This window comes from Streptomyces sp. NBC_00442, assembly GCF_036014195.1.
Lineage (GTDB): Bacteria > Actinomycetota > Actinomycetes > Streptomycetales > Streptomycetaceae > Streptomyces.
Genome location: NZ_CP107918.1, coordinates 7,467,065 through 7,483,709, shown reverse-complemented (window position 1 = coordinate 7,483,709; position 16,645 = coordinate 7,467,065). Strand labels below are relative to the sequence as shown.

17 protein-coding genes and 1 pseudogene are annotated in these 16,645 nt (G+C 70.4%); 8 read left to right on the top strand and 10 right to left on the bottom strand.

Translation table 11 applies throughout. The features are described from left to right. Positions 1-3: 3 nt before the first annotated feature. Positions 4-1,050: a hypothetical protein gene (locus OG432_RS33720; protein WP_328314751.1), complete on the top strand. Its 1,047-nt coding sequence runs from the start codon at positions 4-6 to the stop codon at positions 1,048-1,050. A gap of 30 nt (positions 1,051-1,080) precedes the next feature. On the opposite strand, the gene OG432_RS33715 is transcribed toward OG432_RS33720, so the two are convergent. Continuing rightward, entirely contained in the window at positions 1,081-1,827 is a 747-nt protein-coding gene (locus OG432_RS33715; protein WP_328314750.1) for a TioE family transcriptional regulator, read from the bottom strand. Between the two features lie 58 nt (positions 1,828-1,885). Between OG432_RS33715 and OG432_RS33710 the strand changes: the two genes are divergently transcribed. Then, positions 1,886-3,112: an erythromycin esterase family protein gene (locus tag OG432_RS33710; protein WP_328314749.1), complete on the top strand. Its 1,227-nt coding sequence runs from the start codon at positions 1,886-1,888 to the stop codon at positions 3,110-3,112. Positions 3,113-3,193: 81 nt separating this feature from the next. Here the strand turns inward: OG432_RS33710 and OG432_RS33705 are convergent, their stop codons facing one another. Next, entirely contained in the window at positions 3,194-3,850 is a 657-nt protein-coding gene (locus tag OG432_RS33705) for an AraC family transcriptional regulator (protein ID WP_328314748.1), read from the bottom strand. Here OG432_RS33705 and OG432_RS33700 point away from each other — a divergent pair. Then, a complete protein-coding gene (locus tag OG432_RS33700) occupies positions 3,843-4,133 on the top strand; it encodes a cupin domain-containing protein (protein WP_328314747.1) in 291 nt (96 codons plus the stop codon). The two genes, OG432_RS33705 and OG432_RS33700, sit on opposite strands and share 8 nt — an antisense overlap. Positions 4,134-4,335: 202 nt before the next feature. Here OG432_RS33700 and OG432_RS33695 read toward each other — a convergent pair whose 3' ends face one another. The 4 genes from OG432_RS33695 to OG432_RS33680 all read right to left on the bottom strand — a co-directional run bounded on the left by OG432_RS33695 (position 4,336) and on the right by OG432_RS33680 (position 7,164). Continuing rightward, a complete protein-coding gene (locus OG432_RS33695; protein ID WP_328314746.1) occupies positions 4,336-4,674 on the bottom strand; it encodes an STAS domain-containing protein in 339 nt (112 codons plus the stop codon). Next, the gene (locus OG432_RS33690) at positions 4,671-5,981 is read right to left on the bottom strand and encodes a PP2C family protein-serine/threonine phosphatase (RefSeq protein WP_328314745.1); all 1,311 of its coding nucleotides are present in this window, start codon (positions 5,979-5,981) and stop codon (positions 4,671-4,673) included. Before OG432_RS33690 ends, OG432_RS33695 begins: the two co-directional genes overlap by 4 nt. Then, entirely contained in the window at positions 5,981-6,784 is an 804-nt protein-coding gene (locus OG432_RS33685; RefSeq protein ID WP_328314744.1) for an alpha/beta fold hydrolase, read from the bottom strand. The genes OG432_RS33690 and OG432_RS33685 overlap by 1 nt, the downstream gene beginning before the upstream one ends. 206 nt (positions 6,785-6,990) lie before the next feature. Further along, a complete protein-coding gene (locus OG432_RS33680; protein WP_328314743.1) occupies positions 6,991-7,164 on the bottom strand; it encodes a CsbD family protein in 174 nt (57 codons plus the stop codon). 191 nt (positions 7,165-7,355) lie between these two features. Between OG432_RS33680 and OG432_RS33675 the strand changes: the two genes are divergently transcribed. Beyond that, on the top strand, positions 7,356-7,517 hold the full coding sequence (locus OG432_RS33675) for a hydrophobic protein (protein ID WP_267055052.1): 162 nt from the start codon (positions 7,356-7,358) through the stop codon (positions 7,515-7,517). Between the two features lie 148 nt (positions 7,518-7,665). Here OG432_RS33675 and OG432_RS33670 read toward each other — a convergent pair whose 3' ends face one another. Further along, a complete protein-coding gene (locus tag OG432_RS33670; RefSeq protein WP_328315353.1) occupies positions 7,666-8,772 on the bottom strand; it encodes an ABC transporter permease in 1,107 nt (368 codons plus the stop codon). 248 nt (positions 8,773-9,020) lie between these two features. On the opposite strand from OG432_RS33670, the gene OG432_RS33665 reads away from it, so the two are divergent. Next, positions 9,021-9,284, top strand: a complete 264-nt coding sequence (locus tag OG432_RS33665; protein ID WP_267055024.1) for a GlsB/YeaQ/YmgE family stress response membrane protein — start codon at positions 9,021-9,023, stop codon at positions 9,282-9,284. A 181-nt stretch (positions 9,285-9,465) separates the two neighbouring features. After that, positions 9,466-10,485 (top strand): non-homologous end joining protein Ku, encoded by a 1,020-nt coding sequence (gene ku / locus OG432_RS33660; protein WP_328314742.1) that lies wholly within the window; start codon positions 9,466-9,468, stop codon positions 10,483-10,485. A gap of 114 nt (positions 10,486-10,599) precedes the next feature. Here the strand turns inward: ku and OG432_RS33655 are convergent, their stop codons facing one another. Continuing rightward, positions 10,600-11,838: an FUSC family protein gene (locus OG432_RS33655; protein ID WP_328314741.1), complete on the bottom strand. Its 1,239-nt coding sequence runs from the start codon at positions 11,836-11,838 to the stop codon at positions 10,600-10,602. 302 nt (positions 11,839-12,140) lie between these two features. After that, positions 12,141-12,380, bottom strand: coding sequence for a DUF6479 family protein (locus OG432_RS33650; RefSeq protein ID WP_328314740.1), 240 nt, complete (start codon positions 12,378-12,380; stop codon positions 12,141-12,143). 452 nt (positions 12,381-12,832) lie between these two features. Here OG432_RS33650 and OG432_RS33645 point away from each other — a divergent pair, with 452 nt between their 5' ends. Then, a complete protein-coding gene (locus OG432_RS33645) occupies positions 12,833-13,021 on the top strand; it encodes a DUF6381 family protein (protein ID WP_328314739.1) in 189 nt (62 codons plus the stop codon). Positions 13,022-13,184: 163 nt separating this feature from the next. Then, positions 13,185-14,075, top strand: a pseudogene (locus tag OG432_RS34995) (glutamate-cysteine ligase family protein). 139 nt (positions 14,076-14,214) lie between these two features. Here OG432_RS34995 and OG432_RS33630 read toward each other — a convergent pair. After that, positions 14,215-16,452 carry a catalase gene (locus tag OG432_RS33630; RefSeq protein WP_328314737.1) on the bottom strand — a complete coding sequence of 746 codons (2,238 nt, stop codon included), beginning with the start codon at positions 16,450-16,452 and terminating at the stop codon, positions 14,215-14,217. Between the last annotated feature and the right edge of the window lie 193 nt (positions 16,453-16,645).

The following is a 16,645-nucleotide window of genomic DNA, read 5'->3' as shown; positions in this document are numbered from 1 at the left end:
TTCATGTACAAAATCCGGGTACACACGCTGCGTACGGCGGCCGCCCTCACTCACGCCGTGCGCGCGGCCACTGTTCTCACGTATGTCGCACTCGCCGTGGGCATCGTCTGGGCCCTGGGCATCGACTCCGAGCCCGCGCCGCACACCGGTGTCCTCATCTGCATGTGGACGGCGGCCGGTTCGGCCGTCGCGCGGGCGGCACTGCTGTGGATCCGGCGGGCGTACGGGAGCCGCACGGCTCGGCTCGCCGCCATGCCCGAGGACAGACTCTGGAAGCAGGGCCAGGACATCCGGCTCGTGCGGGAGATCCTGCAAGGCGTGCCCGACGGGTCGGAGGGGTGGAACAAGATCCGCCAACTGCTCGCCAACTTCGCACTCCTGGCGGCGTCACTGACCGCCATCACCCTGCCCGGCCTGCCCGGACAGAACAGCCTGCCCGCGGCCCTTCAGAGGGCCGGCGCCGAAGTGACGATCGCGACGGTGACGGGACAGCCCGAGGTGGTCAGGAAGGAGTACGACGACGACAGGGCCGACCTCGTGGTGGGCTACTACAGCAAGCTGCGTGTCTCGGTGCCCGGCAGCGCCGACCCGCTGCCCGCCGGCCCCGTCCGCACCTCGGAGCCGCTCAAGGCCGGCGCGCGGATGGCCGTGATGTGGGCGCCGTCCAAGCCCGCCCTCGGCGCCTATGCGGGTCCCCCGGCCGAGCTGAAGCGGCTCGCGCAGGGAAAGTGGGAGGTAGACCTGTTCCAGGGTGGCATCGACGGCGACATACGGGGGCTGACCGCCATGATCTTCGGGGTGTGCATGCTGCCCTGGGTCTTCATCTTCGCGCTGTGCATCGACGACGACGACATGCTGCGCGAACTCGCGTGGTCACCCGTCACACAGACCGTCAGCGCCTGCGTCGTCCTGGGCTCGGCCTACGGCTACTCGGCCGCCCTGTCGGGCCTCCCGCCCAACGGTCTGCAGTCCTTCTGGCAGCTGGGCGGCTGGCTCCTCATGGCAGGGCTGATCTTCACTCCCGTGATACGGCTGGTGAAGGACAACTGACGGGATCCCTCGGGCGGACCCGCCGCGCCGTCAGCCGCGGCTGCGAAGGTAGGCGTCCAACTGTGCGGCGCCGGCCAGCATCGCCCGCCCTCGTGCGGACAGCCGGTCGTGCCACCCGGTCAGCGCGGCCTCCAGCGGTTCCGTGCCGCCGACCGAGCGCACTTGGGTGATCAACGGGGCGATCTGCTCCAACAGGTAGCCGCCGTGCCGGAGTTGATGGGTCATGCGGGCGTCCCGAACGGCGGCCTCGTCATAGACGCGGTACCCGGTCAGCGGATCGCGGTGCGGGCGGACCAGCCCGGCGTCCTCCCACTTGCGCAGCGTCGCCGGGCCGATTCCGAGCTGCTCCGCCAGCGGCCCGATGAACAGGCCGCCGGGCCCCGACACCGCGGCCCGCCCGGCCGCGGGGAGGGGTTCGGACACGACCGGCCCCAGATCGCGCAGAGCGCTCTCCACGGCCCGGAGGGTCCGACGGTCGTCGAGGAGCTGTGCGTGGCTTTCGTCGATGAGCCGGTACGCCGCCTCGCACGATCCCTCGTTCACCGCCCGCATGATCGACGTGGCCCTGCCGTGGCCATGGCCGGGCACCAGCGCGAGGAACGCACGCAGAGCCGCCGCGTGCACGGGCGCGTAGACGCGGTAGCCGTGGGGCGTGCGCTCGGCGGCCGGCAGGATCCCGGCCTCCTCGTAGTTCCTGACCGCTTGCGTGGAGAGACCGTGACCGCGCGCCAGATCCACCGGCCTCAGCCGACCACCACTTTTAAGGTTCTTCCCCATACCACCGACGATATAGCGCAAAAGTTTCCACCGAGTGTTCAACGATACCGTTGAACGCATGGCAATCGACATCAAGGACACCGTCCAGGCCGTGGATGCGGCCGCCGTCATGGGGCTGCTCCCGGGCCGGCCCCGGCTGCTCGCCCTGGGCGAACCCACACACGGGGAGGCCACCCTGCTCGGCCTGCGCAACGAGCTCTTCCGGCACCTCGTCGAGCAGGAGGGCTACCGAACGATCGCGATCGAGAGCGACTGCGTGCGGGGCCTGCTGGTGGACGACTACGTCACCTCCGGCACAGGCACGCTCGACGACGTCATGGCGCGCGGGTTCAGCCACGAGTGGTTCAACGGCTCCGACGCCAACCGCGAACTGGTGCGGTGGATGCGCGCGTTCAACGACGGCCGCCCCCGGTCCGAACGGCTGCGCTTCGCGGGCATGGACGGCCCCCTGGAAATGACCGGGGCCGCGAGCCCTCGCCAGGCCCTCACCGCGCTCCACGGTTATCTGCTCGCCCATGTGAACGCGGATCTGCTCCCCTGCACGGAGGAAACGCTCGACCGGCTGCTCGGCGCCGACGACCCGTGGAGCGAACCTGCCGCGATGAGGGACCCGGCCCGGTCCGTCGGACGGTCGGTCCGGGCCAAGGAGTTGCGGCTGCTCGCCGATGACCTGGTGGCGCTCTTCGACGAACAGACGCCGCACCTGATGACTGCGACGTCTCGGGATGCCTGGGACAGGGCCCGCCTGTTCGGGCGCACCGCCACCGGCCTGTTGCGCTACCACTACTGGATGGCCGACCCGGCACCGAGCCGTATGACCCGTCTCGTCGCCCTGCGCGGCCGGATGATGGCGGACAACCTCACCGCCGTGGCCGAACGCGGACCGGCCCTGGTCCATGCCCACAACGCCCATCTCCAGCGGGACTTGAGCACGATGCGGATGGGTGGGGCGCCGCTGGAGTGGTGGAGCGCGGGCGCTCTGGTGAGCGCCCGGATGGGCACGGACTACGCCTTCCTCGCCACGGCGCTCGGCACGATCCGGCACCAAGGCGTGGACGTCCCGCCGCCGGCCACTCTCGAAGGGCTGCTGTACGGCCTGCCCGAGGACCGTTGCGTCGTGGACGCCCGGCGACTCGCCGCCGCCCTCGCCACCACACCGCCGACGCCCCGGGTGTCCCCCTGGTTCGGCTACGCGCCGTTCGATCCGGCCCACTTGGCGACGACGGACGGGATCGTGTTCGTCAAGGACATCGTGGCGGGCGGCAAGGACGTCGTGTCGCACTAGCGCTCCGACCGCATGGGTTCGCCGGGTTGATCTCCGAGTTGGGGCTGTCGGGGCGTTCGGATACGAGCATCCGATGCAGGCTCAGGCGGTAGTCGCGTAAGAACGGGTGCGAGTGCGCTGGTAACGCGCCGGCGTGGTGCCAACGTGGCGTGTGAAGTGTCGGTTCAAGTGGGCTTGGTCGTGCATTCCCACGGGTGCGGCGACCTCGACGGGCCGGTGGCCGTCGAGGAGAAGGCGGCGTGCGTGTTCGATCCGCTCGCCGGTGAGGTAGGCGTGTGGCGGAAGGCCGTATGTCTGCTTCAAGCAGCGGATCAGGTGGGTGGGATGGGCATGCAGGGTGGCCGCGGCCTCGTGCAGGGAAAGGCCGGAGTGGGTCCGCGAGTCCAGTAGTTCCCGCAGCTCAACGGCGAGCCGGTTTGCCTCACGCCCGGGTGCGCGGGGCTGGAGCCCCGCGAGGTGGAAGCGGAGTCGTTCTCGGATGAACGACAGGCGGGACTCAGCTTCGAACCCGTCTCCGGCATGGATGAGAGCCGTGTGCAGCTGGTCGATCCGACAGCGCAGCATCCCGTCGTCGAAGACGGGAGCATCCACCGCACGGCCGGCCAAACCCTGCGGGAGTACGGAGCCGCCAAGGGAGAGGTTGCGCTTGCGGAACCCGGACGCGGTGACGGTCCGACCGTCGTGGGGGACGCCGGGAGGCAGCAGGCTGTGGACGCAGAGGAAGGTGGCGGTGCTCAACGACTACGAGGTCAAGCTGGCCAAACTGAAAGGCGGGTTCGTCTGGCACACCCATGAGGCACCCGATGAATTGATCCTGGTCATCAGTGGGCGGCTCACCATCCAGCTCCGGGATGGCGATGTCGTGTTGGACCCCGGCGAGCTGTTCGTAGTTCCCCGTGGACTCGAACACCGCACCCTGGCCGACGAGGAGACCGCGATCCTGTTGCTCGAGCCGACGGGAACGTTGAACACTGGTGACGAAGGAGGACCGATGACCAAGGCGGCCGAGATCCTCAGCTGAGGCGGGGCGTCAGGCCGCGGCCTTGAGTGGTCGCCCACTCCGGCGGATGCCCTTCTCGCTCCGGACGTCTCGTCACATCCAACCGGGGCAAGTCCACTCGGCCAAGCCGGTGATCGTTTCCGGTCGGGGCACCAGCGGCGTCCGCGCCGTCGGCGCATCGGCTTCGCAAGGCCAACTCCCCTGTCCGCAGGCCTTGTTGCCGTCAGGCGCAGGTGGCCGTGGCACTGTCGGGGTAGAGCGGGAAGATCTGGTCAAGGCCGACGATGCGCAGCACACGCAGGGTGTTGGCGGGCACGGCCGCGAGCGCCAGATGGGCTTGGGCCGCCTGGGCGTGGTTGTGGGAGGCGATCAGGGCGCTGACTCCGCTGGAATCGCAGAAGTCCATGCCCCCCAGGTCGAGGACGAGGCGCTGGCCGGGCTTGAGGGCGATCGTGGGGAGCAGGTCACGGAGTCCGGCGGCGCTGGCGTAGTCGAGGTCGCCGGAGACCGACAGGACGGGACCGGTCGCGGAGTCTCGGGAGGTGATCGTCAGTGGGCTCATTCTGGGCTTCTCGTCTGCGGGTCGGCGGCGGGGACTCCGAGGGCGAGCAGGGCGGTGTCGTCGTCGAGGCCTTCGCCGAAACTGTTCAGGAGGCCGGTCAGGGCCTGGATGACGGCGTCGGGCGGCTTGCCCGCGTGGCCGGCCGCGAAGGCGAGCAGGGCCTCGTCCCCGTACAGGCTGCTGCGGTCCGCGCTGGTGCGGGCCTCCGTGATGCCGTCGGTGTAGAGCAGGAGCGTGTCGCCGGGGGTGAGTACGCTCCTGGCGGCCGTGAAGCGGGCCTCGGGCAGGATGCCCACCAGGAGACCGCCCGGCGTGGGCAGGAAGTCCGCCGTGCCGTCGGCCCTCGCGATGATGACCGGAGGGTGGCCGCCGGAGGCCAGGTGGACGGCGACGTTGCCCGTCTCGGGGTCGGGCTCCAGGGTGCCGACGACGGCGGTGCAGTACCGCGGATCGCCCCCTCCGGTGTAGCGGGCGTGGAGCACGGTGTTGAGCGTGGACAGCGCGGAGACCGGGTCCGGGTCGTGGAGGGCGGCGGCACGCAGCGTGTAGCGGGTCAGGGAGGTGACGGCCGCGGCCTGGGGGCCCTTGCCGCACACGTCTCCGAGGAAGAAGCCGAACCGGTTTCCGCCGATGGGGAAGACGTCGTAGAAGTCGCCGCCGAGCCGCTCCGGGTGTGCGGTGTGGTAGTAGGCGGCCGTCTCCATCCCGGCGACCTTCGGCAGGGTGTCGGGAAGCAGGGACTGCTGGAGCACGGCGAGGGCGTCCTGAAGGCGGGCACGGTGGGCCTCCGCCTGGTTGCGAGCCTCTTCGGCCTGCTTGCGTGCGACTTCCGCCGCCTTGCGGCCGCGCAGGAGCTCCTCTTCGTAGGCTCGGCGGTCCCGGGCGTCGAAGACGGTCGTACGGATCAGCAGTGGCTCACCGCCCTCGGCGCGCTTGAGCGCGGAGGATACGAGGACCGGCATGCGGCGGCCGCCGACCTGTTTCATCTCCAGGGCGATGCCGCCGAGTTCGCCCTGCATCCGCAGCAGCGGCGCGAGGTGCGTCTCGTGGTACAGCTTGCCGCCCACGGTCAGCAGGTCGGTGAAACGCATCCGGCCCACCACCGCCTCGCGTTCCAGACCGAGCCACTCCAGCAGCGTGGTGTTGATCTTGGCGATGGTGCCGTCCATCAGCGTCGAGAGATAGCCGCACGGCGCGCACTCGTACAGTTCGTCGGCGCTGTCCTCGAGGAGCGCCGCGAACGCCGCGTCGGCGGTTCTCTCCTTGTCGGCCCCGTGTGGGTCGGGGTACTCCCCGTTGCGGCACATCATCGCAGGCTGACCAGGAAGGTCCGGATCGCTTCGTTGGTGGCTTCGGGAGCGGACAGATGGGGGCAATGTCCGGTCGCGTCGAGGGTGACGAGGGTCGAGCCGGGAATCGCCGCGTGGACGAAGGCGCCCACTTCCCGGGGCGCGATGGCGTCCTGGAGGCATTCCAGGACGAGCGTCGGCACCGTCACGGACTTCAGGTCGTCCCGCGAGTCGGACAGGAAGGTGGTCCGGGCGAAGACGCGTGCCATCTCCGGGTCGGTGGCGCAGAAGCTGTTCTTCAGTTCCTCACCGAGCTCGGGCCGGTCGTCGTGCCCCATGATCACCGGCGCCATCGCCGCCGACCATCCGAGATAGTTCGACTCCAGGGACATGAGGAGCTCGTCGATGTCCTCGGCGCTGAACCCGCCGCGGTATCCGTCCTCGTCGATGTAGCGGGGCGACGGGGCGACCATCACCAGCGCGCCGATCCGTTCGGGAGCCCGCTCGGCGGCGAGGACCCCGATCATCGCGCTCACGGAGTGACCCACGAAGACCGCGTCGCGCAGGTCGAGTTCCTCGCACACCTCGACCACGTCCTGGGCGTAACCGCTCAGCGATCCATAGCGCTCCTCGGAGAACGCGGACGCGTCCGAGCGGCCCGAACCCACGTAGTCGAACAGCACCACCCGGTAGTCGTCGGCCAGGGCGGGAACCGTCAGGCGCCACATGTTCTGGTCGCAGCCGAACCCGTGCGCCAGCACCACCGGCCGTCCCTGCGGGTTGCCGGTGATGGTGACGTTGTTCCTGCGCGCGATATCCATGAACACCATTCTCTCAAGTCCGTCTCGTGCCCCAAGCCCCACAGACATCCCGTTCGGTCGACACGCCGAGTTGATCACGGACGACGTCCCGAAAGCGAGCAGGGCCGCATGCCGGGCCCGGCCCGCGGCCCGAGCACCGATAGGGCCCAGCCGGGAATTCCGGCTGGGCCCTACCGTGTGCCGTCGAACGGATCAGCACCGGCCGATCAGTCCTTGAAGACGTCCTTGACCTTCTCCTTGGCCTCACGAGCGTCGCCCTTGGCCTTCTCGGCGCCACCCTCGGCTTCGAGCCGCTCGTTGCCCACGGCCCGGCCGGTCGTTTCCTTGACCTTGCCCTTGGCCTGCTCGACCTTGGACTGCGCCTTCTCGTCACCCGACACAACAATCACTCCCGCACATCGATCTCTCTTGGCCTGACAGTCATACGCCTGGCCCGATGCGGCACATCCAAACCCCCTGACCCGGCCCCAAAACTGGCCGGTAACGCCCGCGGGGGTGAATATGAATCTCGTCGATCACAATGCGTGGGCCGCGTTTCCCCGGGCACACGGTGGACCGGAGGTTGATGACCATGGTTCCCCTGCTTCTCGTTCTTCTGCTCGCCCTGATCCTGTTCGGTGCCGGTTTCGCGCTCAAGGCCCTGTGGTGGATCGCCATCGTGGTCCTCGTCGTGTGGCTCATCGGGTTCGTCGCACGACCCCGCGGCGGAAGCGGCCGCTGGTACCGCTGGTAACGCACACATGCGGTGACGCGTCCACACCAGCCGAACGCTTCGCCCCGCCGGTTCCTCCGGCGGGGCGAAGTGCGTTCGCACCGGTGGCCGACCGAAGGGGACCACCCGCCCGGACGCATGGCGGCGTTCCGTTGTCGCCGCATTCGGGTCACGCCCCGACGGCCACCCCGTGGGCCGGCTCGCCGCGGTCGCGTCCCCCGGGGTGGCGGTGGCGCCAGAACCAGAAGACCGCACAGGACAGCAGGGACCATCCCGCCAGGACCAGGAACGGAAAGGCGTGCTGGGCGTCGGCGAAGTAGACGGCCGTGTGCTGTGCGTTGACCGAGGCCCCGGGCGGCAGCCAGCGCCCGACATGGCCGAGGAGCGACGGCAGCAGGGGCCAGGACACCGCACCGCCCGAGGACGGGTTGCCGAGCAGCACCATGAGTCCCCAGGTCGGCAGCATGGCCCAGCGCCCGATCAGGGTGTTGAACATGGTGAAGACCATCCCCGAGGTGAACATCGTCAGCGCGAGGATCATCCAGGACTCGAAGAACGGCAGCCGTACCGCGCCGAGCCCCCAGTCGACGACCGCGGCGATGGTGAACCCGCCGAGCAGGGAGTACGCCACCGTGAAGGCGATCCGCTCCAGCGGGTTGAGGGTGCGTGCGTGCACGCTCAGCTGGATGGAGCCGACGAATCCCAGCACCACCGCGGCCAGAGAGATGTAGAACAGCGCGAGGCCACGAGGGTCGCCCGGTTGGAGGGGCTTCACATCGGTGATCGTCACCGGCACGCCGATGGCCTTCGCGACCGGGGGCGCGGCCTGGGTGAGCACCTGGGCCACGGAAGCACCGGCGGCGCCCGCCACATCCATGCGCACCCTGTCCGGTCGTACGTCGAGGATGGCGAAGACGGTCTGCTCCTCCATGGCCTGACGGGCCGCGGATACGTCCTCGTACGGATGCACCGCCAGTGAGGTGTTGAGTGCCTTGTCGAGCCCGGCCACGAACTTCTCGGCCTCCGCGGAGCCGGATGGTGCGACCAGCGCGGTGGGGATGTGGTGCGGCGTCGGATTGGCCATGGAGTACGTGTACGAGCCGGCGAACAGGCCCGCGGCGGCGGACAGGATGAACACGAGCACGACCGCCGGGAAGAACGGGGAGCGCCTGAAGTCGCCCCACGCCTCGCGTGGCCCCCGTTTCCTCGCGTGCGCGCCGTGCCCACCGTGGGCGGTGTGCTCCGAGGCCGAACGGTTGATCTCGTCTTCTTCCATGCGGTTGGCGCCATCTTCTTCCGTCGGCATGTGCGACCACTCCGGGACCGGGAACGCTTTCCGCGCCGCCTACCCCGTCCGTGCGGCCCCGACCAGGACCTTCGGTCCCGGCCCGGGGACCGTAGGTCCCGTGAGCGGACCTCCGCCGGGGGTACGGCGTAGAAGCGAACGGGGGGCCGGCTCCCCGCTGTCACTGCCCGGACGGCGTCGCCTCCGGGTCACGGAACGAAAGGAAGCAGGTCTTCGTCATGGGCATCATCGCCTGGATCATCATCGGACTCATCGCGGGAGCCATCGCCAAGGCCCTGACTCCGGGCAAGGACCCGGGCGGATGTCTGGTCACCATCGTGATCGGCATCGTGGGCGGACTGCTCGGCGGATGGCTCGGTCAGCTCGTCTTCGGAGTGGACGGGATGAAGGGGTTCTTCCATCTGTCGACCTGGATCACCGCGGTCGTCGGCTCGGTGATCGTCCTCTTCCTCTACCGCCTGGTCGCCGGCCGGCGGGGCTGACCCGGCCCGCGCGACGCCGTCTTCCTGACGGACTCGGCGCTTCCCCGGTGGTCGTCCGGGGAGGCGCCGAGCGCTTGTGCGGGACTGGGCCGTACGGGCGACGGGACCACGCCGACGCGACATGGCCCTCCCGGCTTGAGAACCTACGGACAAGGGGGACGACAGCGAAGGCGGTGGCGTCGTGGCCAGACCCGTGTGGGCCGGAGTCCTCAGTTTCGGCCTGGTCAGCCTGCCCGTCGGTCTCTACACCGCGACCGACACCCACACCGTCCACTTCCATCGGCTCCAGCGCGGCACGTCCGACCGGATCCGCAATCGGCGGGTGAACGAGCGCACCGGTGAGGAAGTGGATGCCAAGGACATCGTCAAGGGCTACGACACGGGCGAGGAGTACGTCATCGTCGAACCCGAGGAGCTGGACGACATCGCTCCCGGGCGCTCCCAGACCCTGGAGATCACCGGTTTCGTGGATCTGGACGAGATCGAGCCGATCTACTTCGACAAGACGTACTACCTGGCTCCGCGTGGCAAGGGGTACGCCAAGGTCTACAGCCTTCTCACCCAGGCTCTTGGCCGTGCGGAGAAGACCGGTGTCGCCACCTTCGTGATGCGCCAGCACGAATATCTGGTCGCGGTGAAGGCCGAGGACGGTCTCCTGACGCTGCACACGCTGCACTGGGCCGACGAAATCCGGGACCCCGAGCGAGAGATCGACACCCTTCCGGGCACGTCGGCCGCCTCGGACAAGGAACTGAAGATGGCGCAGCAGCTCATCGACACGCTCAGCATGAGCTGGGACCCGGGGCAGTTCCACGACACGTTCCAGGAGAAGGTCGCCGCTCTGATCGAGGCCAAGAGGGCGGGCGAGAGCGTGGAGAAGGCCGAGCCCGCGCCCGAGCCGTCGCCCGCCGTCGACCTCATGGAGGCGTTGCGCGCGAGCGTGGAGGGGGCCCGCGGTCCCAAGGACTCCGGCGCGAAGGCCTCGGCGGGCGGCGGCGCCGCGAAGCGGTCCGCCCGGCGGACGGCGAAGAAGCCGGCGGGCAAGAAGCGTGCTCAGGCCTCGCACAAGGGGCAGGATCCGCACGCCATGAACAAGGCCGAGCTGTACAAGAAGGCGACGGCCGAGGGAATCGAAGGCCGTTCCACGATGACCCGTGAGCAGCTCATCGAGGCCCTCGACAGGCAGCGGCAGGCGGCGTGACGACTGCCGCTCGAGCGCGGGCCCGGGGGTGCCGACACCTGCGGTGCCCGCGGCCACACCTCCGGGGTGGCATAAGGCGTCCGGGAGGGCACGTTCCCGGCGGTGCGGCGGTGCCTATCCCCCGACTCCGGGCCCGGCTCCGCCGCGTGCCCGTCCCTCCTCGGGCCCCGCACCACCGACACCCTCCTCGTCCTCCATTGCCGCACCCGCCCCCTCGTCCGTCCCCTCGTCCGGGTCGCGTCCCGCGACCGCCGAGAGGTCACCCAGCAGCCGGATCGTGTCCGCGGTGACGGCCGCGAGCGCGTCCCGCAAGGCGTCACCGCCCTCGCGGAAGACGGAGGTCAGCTCGTTCTCGGCGGCGTACGCCCGCCGGAGCGCCTCGCGGCGGTCGCGGGTCCGTCGCAGGGCCTGTTCGTCGCCGTCCTGACCGGAGGAGTCCGAACACTCCAGGGTGTCGTCGAGGCCGCACACGTCGCCGGCCGCCCGCAGCAGTGCGGCCACGATGCCGGGTGCGGGACCCGGCAGAACCTCGCCGTCGGGCTGCTTCGCGGCCGTCTCGGCCAGGGTCCTGGTGATGGCTTCGAGGTGGTTCGTGATCCGGTCCCAGGTGTAGTCCCAGTCGGCGGCCGGTGGCAATGGGGCCGAACGGCGCAGCCGATGGCCCGGGTTGAAGCGGTAGCTCTCCTCCGACCAGCGGCGGGCGGTGCGCAGGTCGGTCACGCGGTCGGTGAGACGCCTCGCGCGGTCGTGCCAGGCTTCCGCGTCGTCCTGCGCCATGTCACCGTCGTCGAGTCCGTCCGCGACCGTGTGGAGCAGCGCCGCGCTCTCGTCCGGCAGACGTCCACGCAGATGGCGCACGCTGCGGGAGTGCACGGGGGGAAGCACGAGGGCGTTGACCGTGAGCCCGATGGCCGCTCCGAGCAGCGTCTCCAGGAACCGGTGGAGGATGTCGAAGCCCGAGTACGTGCCGTAGACCAGTACGAAGAGCGCGGCGGTCGGTGCGTTGAGGCCCTGGGTCCCGAATCGGGCGTACGAGCCGAAGAGCGTCGTTACCGGCAGCGCGATGAGCATGGCGAACATGGTGTTGCCGGTGAGCGCACCCGCGCCGGTCGCCAGGAGGGTGCCGACCACGACGACCACGAACTGCTGCAGTGCTGTCTTGAGCGACCGGTACACGGTGCTCTGCACCAGGAAGAGCGCCGTCCAGGGTGCCAGCATCGCCATCGGCGCCTCCCACCACCAGCCCGCCAGGGCCCATGCGATCAGCGCGGCCGCGGCGGCCTTGAGGGCTTGGACCGCGGTGTCCCGCTCGGGCCCGGGGCCGCTCAGCGCCCGCCGTGCCGACCGGGACACCGCGGCACATTCCCAACCCGCCCACTGCCTCCACTGAACGAAGGCCTGGCCCAGATCCCTCAACGTTCCATCCTGTGCTCGTACTGGCCGCTCCCCGCGGCCTACGCCGTTCCATCCCGTGCTCGTACGTCCCGCTCCCCCCGGCCGGCCACGACGTGCCGATCCCGTGCGCGCGGGGGACGCGATCGGCCGCCCGCTGCCGACCCATCGCTTTCCCCACCCCCGTAAGGGAGTTGGGGCATTTGGCGCGCCCGCCACGCGGCGGGCACCCGGTCAGCGTTCGGGCGGCCCGGCCCGGAACGTCACCTGCCGTCGTTCCGGTCGTTCCGGTCGGTCGCGTCGGGGGACGACGGCGGGGTGTCCCAGGAGTCCGCCCCGGGCTGCGGCGCCGACGGGGGCGGGGGCTTGCGTGCCGCTCGGCGGCGTCCTGCCATGAACATCGCGAGGAGTCCCGCCACCACTACCAGTCCCACGATGACCAGGAGCAGCGCCGTGGCGGGGCCGGCGGCGACGACCTGCGATGTCGAGTGAGCGATAACCATGTTGCTCCGACTCCTCTGTGTTGCTGCCGAGGGTCGTGGTGACCCCTGGCCGGCGGGATGCCCCACACACCGGGGTGACCCCGGCGCTACGGGATCGCACGACCTGTGTGTGCGGATGACATACCTCTGCTACCCGAATATGCCCAGACATCTCGGATGCCCGCCCGGGTGTCTGCTCCAATGGGACGATCGCGGCCCGGGACCGCTTGGTGGTGACGGACCCCGATCCGGCTCCGCCCCTCATCCACCCCGTCGTCCCCCGGCATCGCGCCGGCCGGGGGCCCGGCCGTGCCTCCGCGCATGGCCGAACCCCGGATGCCGCTTCGTACCGCATCACCCAAGCTGGCAGCCAAGGCGCGGCGTCCGCCGTGCCGTCGAGCGGCGCGAAGGCACGGCCGCGGCCTCGCAGGCAGCCGGTTCCCCGCCTTCCACCGCGCTACCCAGGAGTGATCATGAGTGTGGGAGACGAATACCGCAGCCGCGCCCGCGAGTTGGAGGCGCGGGCCCTGGAGTGGCGGGAGGCCGCCGAGCGCGCCGGCGACCCGGAGCAGCGCAAGCGTCTGACGGACAAGGCCCGCCGGGCCCAGGAACAGAGCGAGCAGGCCAGCCGCATGGCCGTTCCGGGCCTCGACCCCGCATAGCCGCGGGCAGACGGCGGCCGACGGCCGTGACTCCGCCCGGCCGCGGGCACCGGTCCGCTGCCGGCGGGGACGAGGCCTTCGGCCCCGCCCGGCCGTTCCGTATGACTCCGCGCCGCCGGGCCACCCTCCCCCATGGGGCACCGGGATGGAGCGGAGGCTGCGCATGCGCACCGTCGGCGTTGAAGAAGAACTGCTCATGGTCGGCGCGCGCGCCGGGGAGGTACTGGCCCTCTCCGCGGTCGTCGTCTCCCCCTCCGCGTTCCGGAAGGCCGGCGGACGCCGAGCGGCAGCAGTGCGAGAAGGAACTCCAGAGGGAGCAGGTGGAGTTCGCCACCGACCCGCTGACGTCGATGGGCGAGATGGAGCACGAGATCCTTCGCCGTCGCCGGGAGGCGGCCGCCCGCGCCGAGGAGGCCGGGGCCACGGTGGCGGCCCTTGCCACGTCGCCCGTGCCGGTACGGCCCTCGCTCGATCTCGGGGAGCGGCACCTCTGGATGGCGGAGACCTTCGGCCTGACCGCCCGCGAGCAGCTCACCTGTGGTTGCCATGTCCATGTGGCGGTCGACTCCGACGTCGAGGGCGTCGCCCGTGACGGTCCACTTCGACGCCCGCCTCTCCGCGCGCTGTCCGACGGTGGAGGTCCGCGTGGCCGACGTGTGTCTGCAGCCGAGCACCGCCGTGTTGATCGCGGCGCTGGTCCGTGCCCTGGTGGAGAGTGCCGCCGCGGCTTGGCGTGCGGGCCGTCCTGCGGCCGGGATCAGCTCGGGCCTGCTGCGTCTCGCGTCCTGGCGGGCCGCCCGTTCGGGCCTGAACGGCACCCTCGTAGACCCTCGCACGATGCGCGAGGAGCCCGCGGCCGCGGTGGTCGCCGCGCTCCTCGACCAGGTGGAGGACGCCTGTCCGACAGTGGTGACCTGGAGCGGGTACGGCGCACGCTGGCGCAGCTGACGGCTCAGGGGCGGGCGCCGAGCGTCAGCGCGAGCTCTTTCGCCGGCATCGCAGCCCCGAGGCCGTCGTGCGGGAAGGCGCACGCATCACCGTCCTCGCGGACTGAACGGGCCGGGCCTGCGCCCCACACCCACCCACCTCACGCCCGCCCCGGCGCCCCACACACGGCCCCTCACACCACACACCAGACGCCACACATATGTGTGCCCGCACCGGCATGGTGCGGGCACACATGATCGAGAGCGTCAGACCGCCGGCGGGAACCTGTCCCACGCCCGGTGCTCGGCCAGCGCATTCCTGACCTTCTCCACGGCGGCCGCACCGTTGTCGCTCAGCACGATGCCGGGCTCGTCGGCGCCGATGCCGGCCGACTCGAACAGCCCCCGGGCGTCGCTCCATCCACCGAGCGCCTTGCCGTGCCGGTAGGCCTCGGTGAGCAGCAGCAGGACGCGCGGGTCGGACCCCGTCGAGGCGGGCGACCCGGCCTTGGCGTCGCGTGCTCCGTACGCGTCGGCGCCCGGCTCGGGCGATCCGGCGAACAGGAGCGCGTCGTACTCGACGGACCGGGCGGTGGCGAAGGTCCGCTGGACGGCGACGGGGTCGTCGTCGGAGCCGAGGGTGCCGCCCGTCGGCGCGATGACGAGGGCGACCATGCCGGCGTCCAGGACGGCCCGGCGCACGCTCCGCACGCCGTCCAGGTCGGCGGCCGCGTCGGCGACGATGCCGATGACCCGGCCGTCCGTGGGCCAGGTGTTTCCCAGCTGGGACAGGGCCGGGCTGGGGTCGGCCGGGACGAGCGGCACGGTGGCTCCGGGCGCCGGCAGGCCGAGGCCCGCGGCCACCTGCTCGCAGAGCTCGGGGTCGATGTTCGCGAGGACCTTCAAGTTCCTTTCCTTGACGGCCTGTTCGAAGCACTTGTTCAGCTCGAAGGTGTAGGCGGCGATGATGTGCTCGCGCTCCGGGGCGCTCATGCTGAGCCAGAACAGCCGGGGCTGGCTGAAGTGGTCCGCGAACGAGGCGGGCGCCTCGCGGACCTTGCCGGCCTCGGGGATGCGCACCGGGGTCTCCACGAAGGCGCTCATGTCGGCGCCCGCGAGGAAGGGGCATCCGCCGTCCAGGCTGTTCGGCCGGTACGGCGCGACACCGGTGTGCACGGCGCTCTGGTGCATACCGTCGCGGAGCATGTCGTTGACGGGCGCGTGCGGCCGGTTGATCGGGATCTGTGCGAAGTTGGGGCCGCCGAGCCGGCTGATCTGCGTGTCGAGATAGGAGAAGAGCCGTCCGGCGAGCAGCGGGTCGTCGGTGACGTCGATGCCGGGAACGAGGTGCCCGGGGTGGAAGGCGACCTGCTCGGTCTCGGCGAAGTAGTTCTTGGTGTTGGCGTTCAGGGTCATCAGGCCGATGGGTTGCACCGGTGCGAGTTCCTCGGGCACGAACTTCGTGGGGTCGAGGAGGTCGATTCCCTCGAAGGTCTGCTCGGGGGTGTCGGGGAACACCTGGATCCCGAGCTCCCACTGCGGGAAGGCGCCGGCCTCGATCGCGTCGAAGAGGTCACGGCGGTGGAAGTCGGGGTCCATCCCGTTGATGAGCTGCGCCTCCTCCCACACCAGGGAGTGCACGCCGAGCTTCGGCTTCCAGTGGAACTTGACCAGAACGCTCTCACCGGCGGTGTTGACCAGCCGGAAGGTGTGGACGCCGAAGCCCTCCATCATCCGGTACGAGCGGGGGATGCCGCGGTCGGACATGTTCCACAGCGTGTGGTGGGTGGCCTCGGTGTGCAGGGACACGAAGTCCCAGAACGTGTCGTGGGCGCTCTGTGCCTGCGGGATCTCGCGGTCGGGGTGGGGCTTGGCGGCGTGCACGACGTCCGGGAACTTGATGGCGTCCTGGATGAAGAAGACCGGAATGTTGTTCCCGACGAGGTCGAAGGTTCCCTCGTCGGTGTAGAACTTCGTCGCGAAGCCGCGGGTGTCGCGCACCGTGTCGGACGAGCCGCGCGAGCCGAGGACGGTGGAGAACCGGACGAATACCGGTGTCTCCACACCCTTGGCCAGGAAGGCCGCCTTGGTGACCTCGGCGGCGGTGCCGTAGCCCTGGAAGACGCCGTGGGCGGCGGCGCCCCGCGCGTGCACCACGCGTTCCGGGATCCGTTCGTGGTCGAAGTGCGTGATTTTCTCACGCAGATGGTGGTCCTGGATCAGGACCGGGCCGCGTGGTCCCGCCTTCAGCGAGTGCTCGCTGTCGTGCACCCTCGTCCCCTGGGCGGTGGTGAGGTACGCGCCGCTCTGCGCCATGCGGGCCGGGTCGGCGCCCGTGGCCTGACCGGTCGGGCTCACGGTTTCCGGACCCTGCTGGTCCGCCTTGGGCGGCAGCGGCTCGACGGGCCTCGTCGGCTCGGCCACCGGCGGCGAGACCGGCCCCGGCTTGCCCGGCAGGCCGTCGCCGCTCGCGGTGGAGTCGTTCTTGGGGTGCTCTGTCGTCATGTTCTCTCCCAGTGGCGGTCGTCAGGACACCTCAGCCATGACCGCTCGGTCTCGAACCTCAAACGGACCGCGGGCGGTTGTCACCCGCATCCGCAGGGGGCCATGGCATCTGCCCGGTCCTTGCGCGGGGCCGGGGCCGTCCACGCCGCGTACCCGCTGTCCGTGGATGAACGCGCCCTGTGGCGAGGAAGCC

Excerpts from the sequence above, each read along its gene's own strand:
- OG432_RS33630 (WP_328314737.1), bottom strand. The coding sequence starts at position 16,452 with ATGACGACAGAGCACCCCAAGAACGACTCCACCGCGAGCGGCGACGGC.
- OG432_RS33710 (WP_328314749.1), top strand. The coding sequence starts at position 1,886 with ATGGCAATCGACATCAAGGACACCGTCCAGGCCGTGGATGCGGCCGCC.
- OG432_RS33675 (WP_267055052.1), top strand. The coding sequence starts at position 7,356 with ATGGTTCCCCTGCTTCTCGTTCTTCTGCTCGCCCTGATCCTGTTCGGT.
- OG432_RS33720 (WP_328314751.1), top strand. The coding sequence starts at position 4 with ATGTACAAAATCCGGGTACACACGCTGCGTACGGCGGCCGCCCTCACT.
- OG432_RS33665 (WP_267055024.1), top strand. The coding sequence starts at position 9,021 with ATGGGCATCATCGCCTGGATCATCATCGGACTCATCGCGGGAGCCATC.
- OG432_RS33690 (WP_328314745.1), bottom strand. The coding sequence starts at position 5,981 with ATGTGCCGCAACGGGGAGTACCCCGACCCACACGGGGCCGACAAGGAG.
- OG432_RS33650 (WP_328314740.1), bottom strand. The coding sequence starts at position 12,380 with ATGGTTATCGCTCACTCGACATCGCAGGTCGTCGCCGCCGGCCCCGCC.
- OG432_RS33685 (WP_328314744.1), bottom strand. The coding sequence starts at position 6,784 with ATGGATATCGCGCGCAGGAACAACGTCACCATCACCGGCAACCCGCAG.
- OG432_RS33695 (WP_328314746.1), bottom strand. The coding sequence starts at position 4,674 with ATGAGCCCACTGACGATCACCTCCCGAGACTCCGCGACCGGTCCCGTC.
- OG432_RS33715 (WP_328314750.1), bottom strand. The coding sequence starts at position 1,827 with ATGGGGAAGAACCTTAAAAGTGGTGGTCGGCTGAGGCCGGTGGATCTG.
- OG432_RS33670 (WP_328315353.1), bottom strand. The coding sequence starts at position 8,772 with ATGGAAGAAGACGAGATCAACCGTTCGGCCTCGGAGCACACCGCCCAC.
- OG432_RS33645 (WP_328314739.1), top strand. The coding sequence starts at position 12,833 with ATGAGTGTGGGAGACGAATACCGCAGCCGCGCCCGCGAGTTGGAGGCG.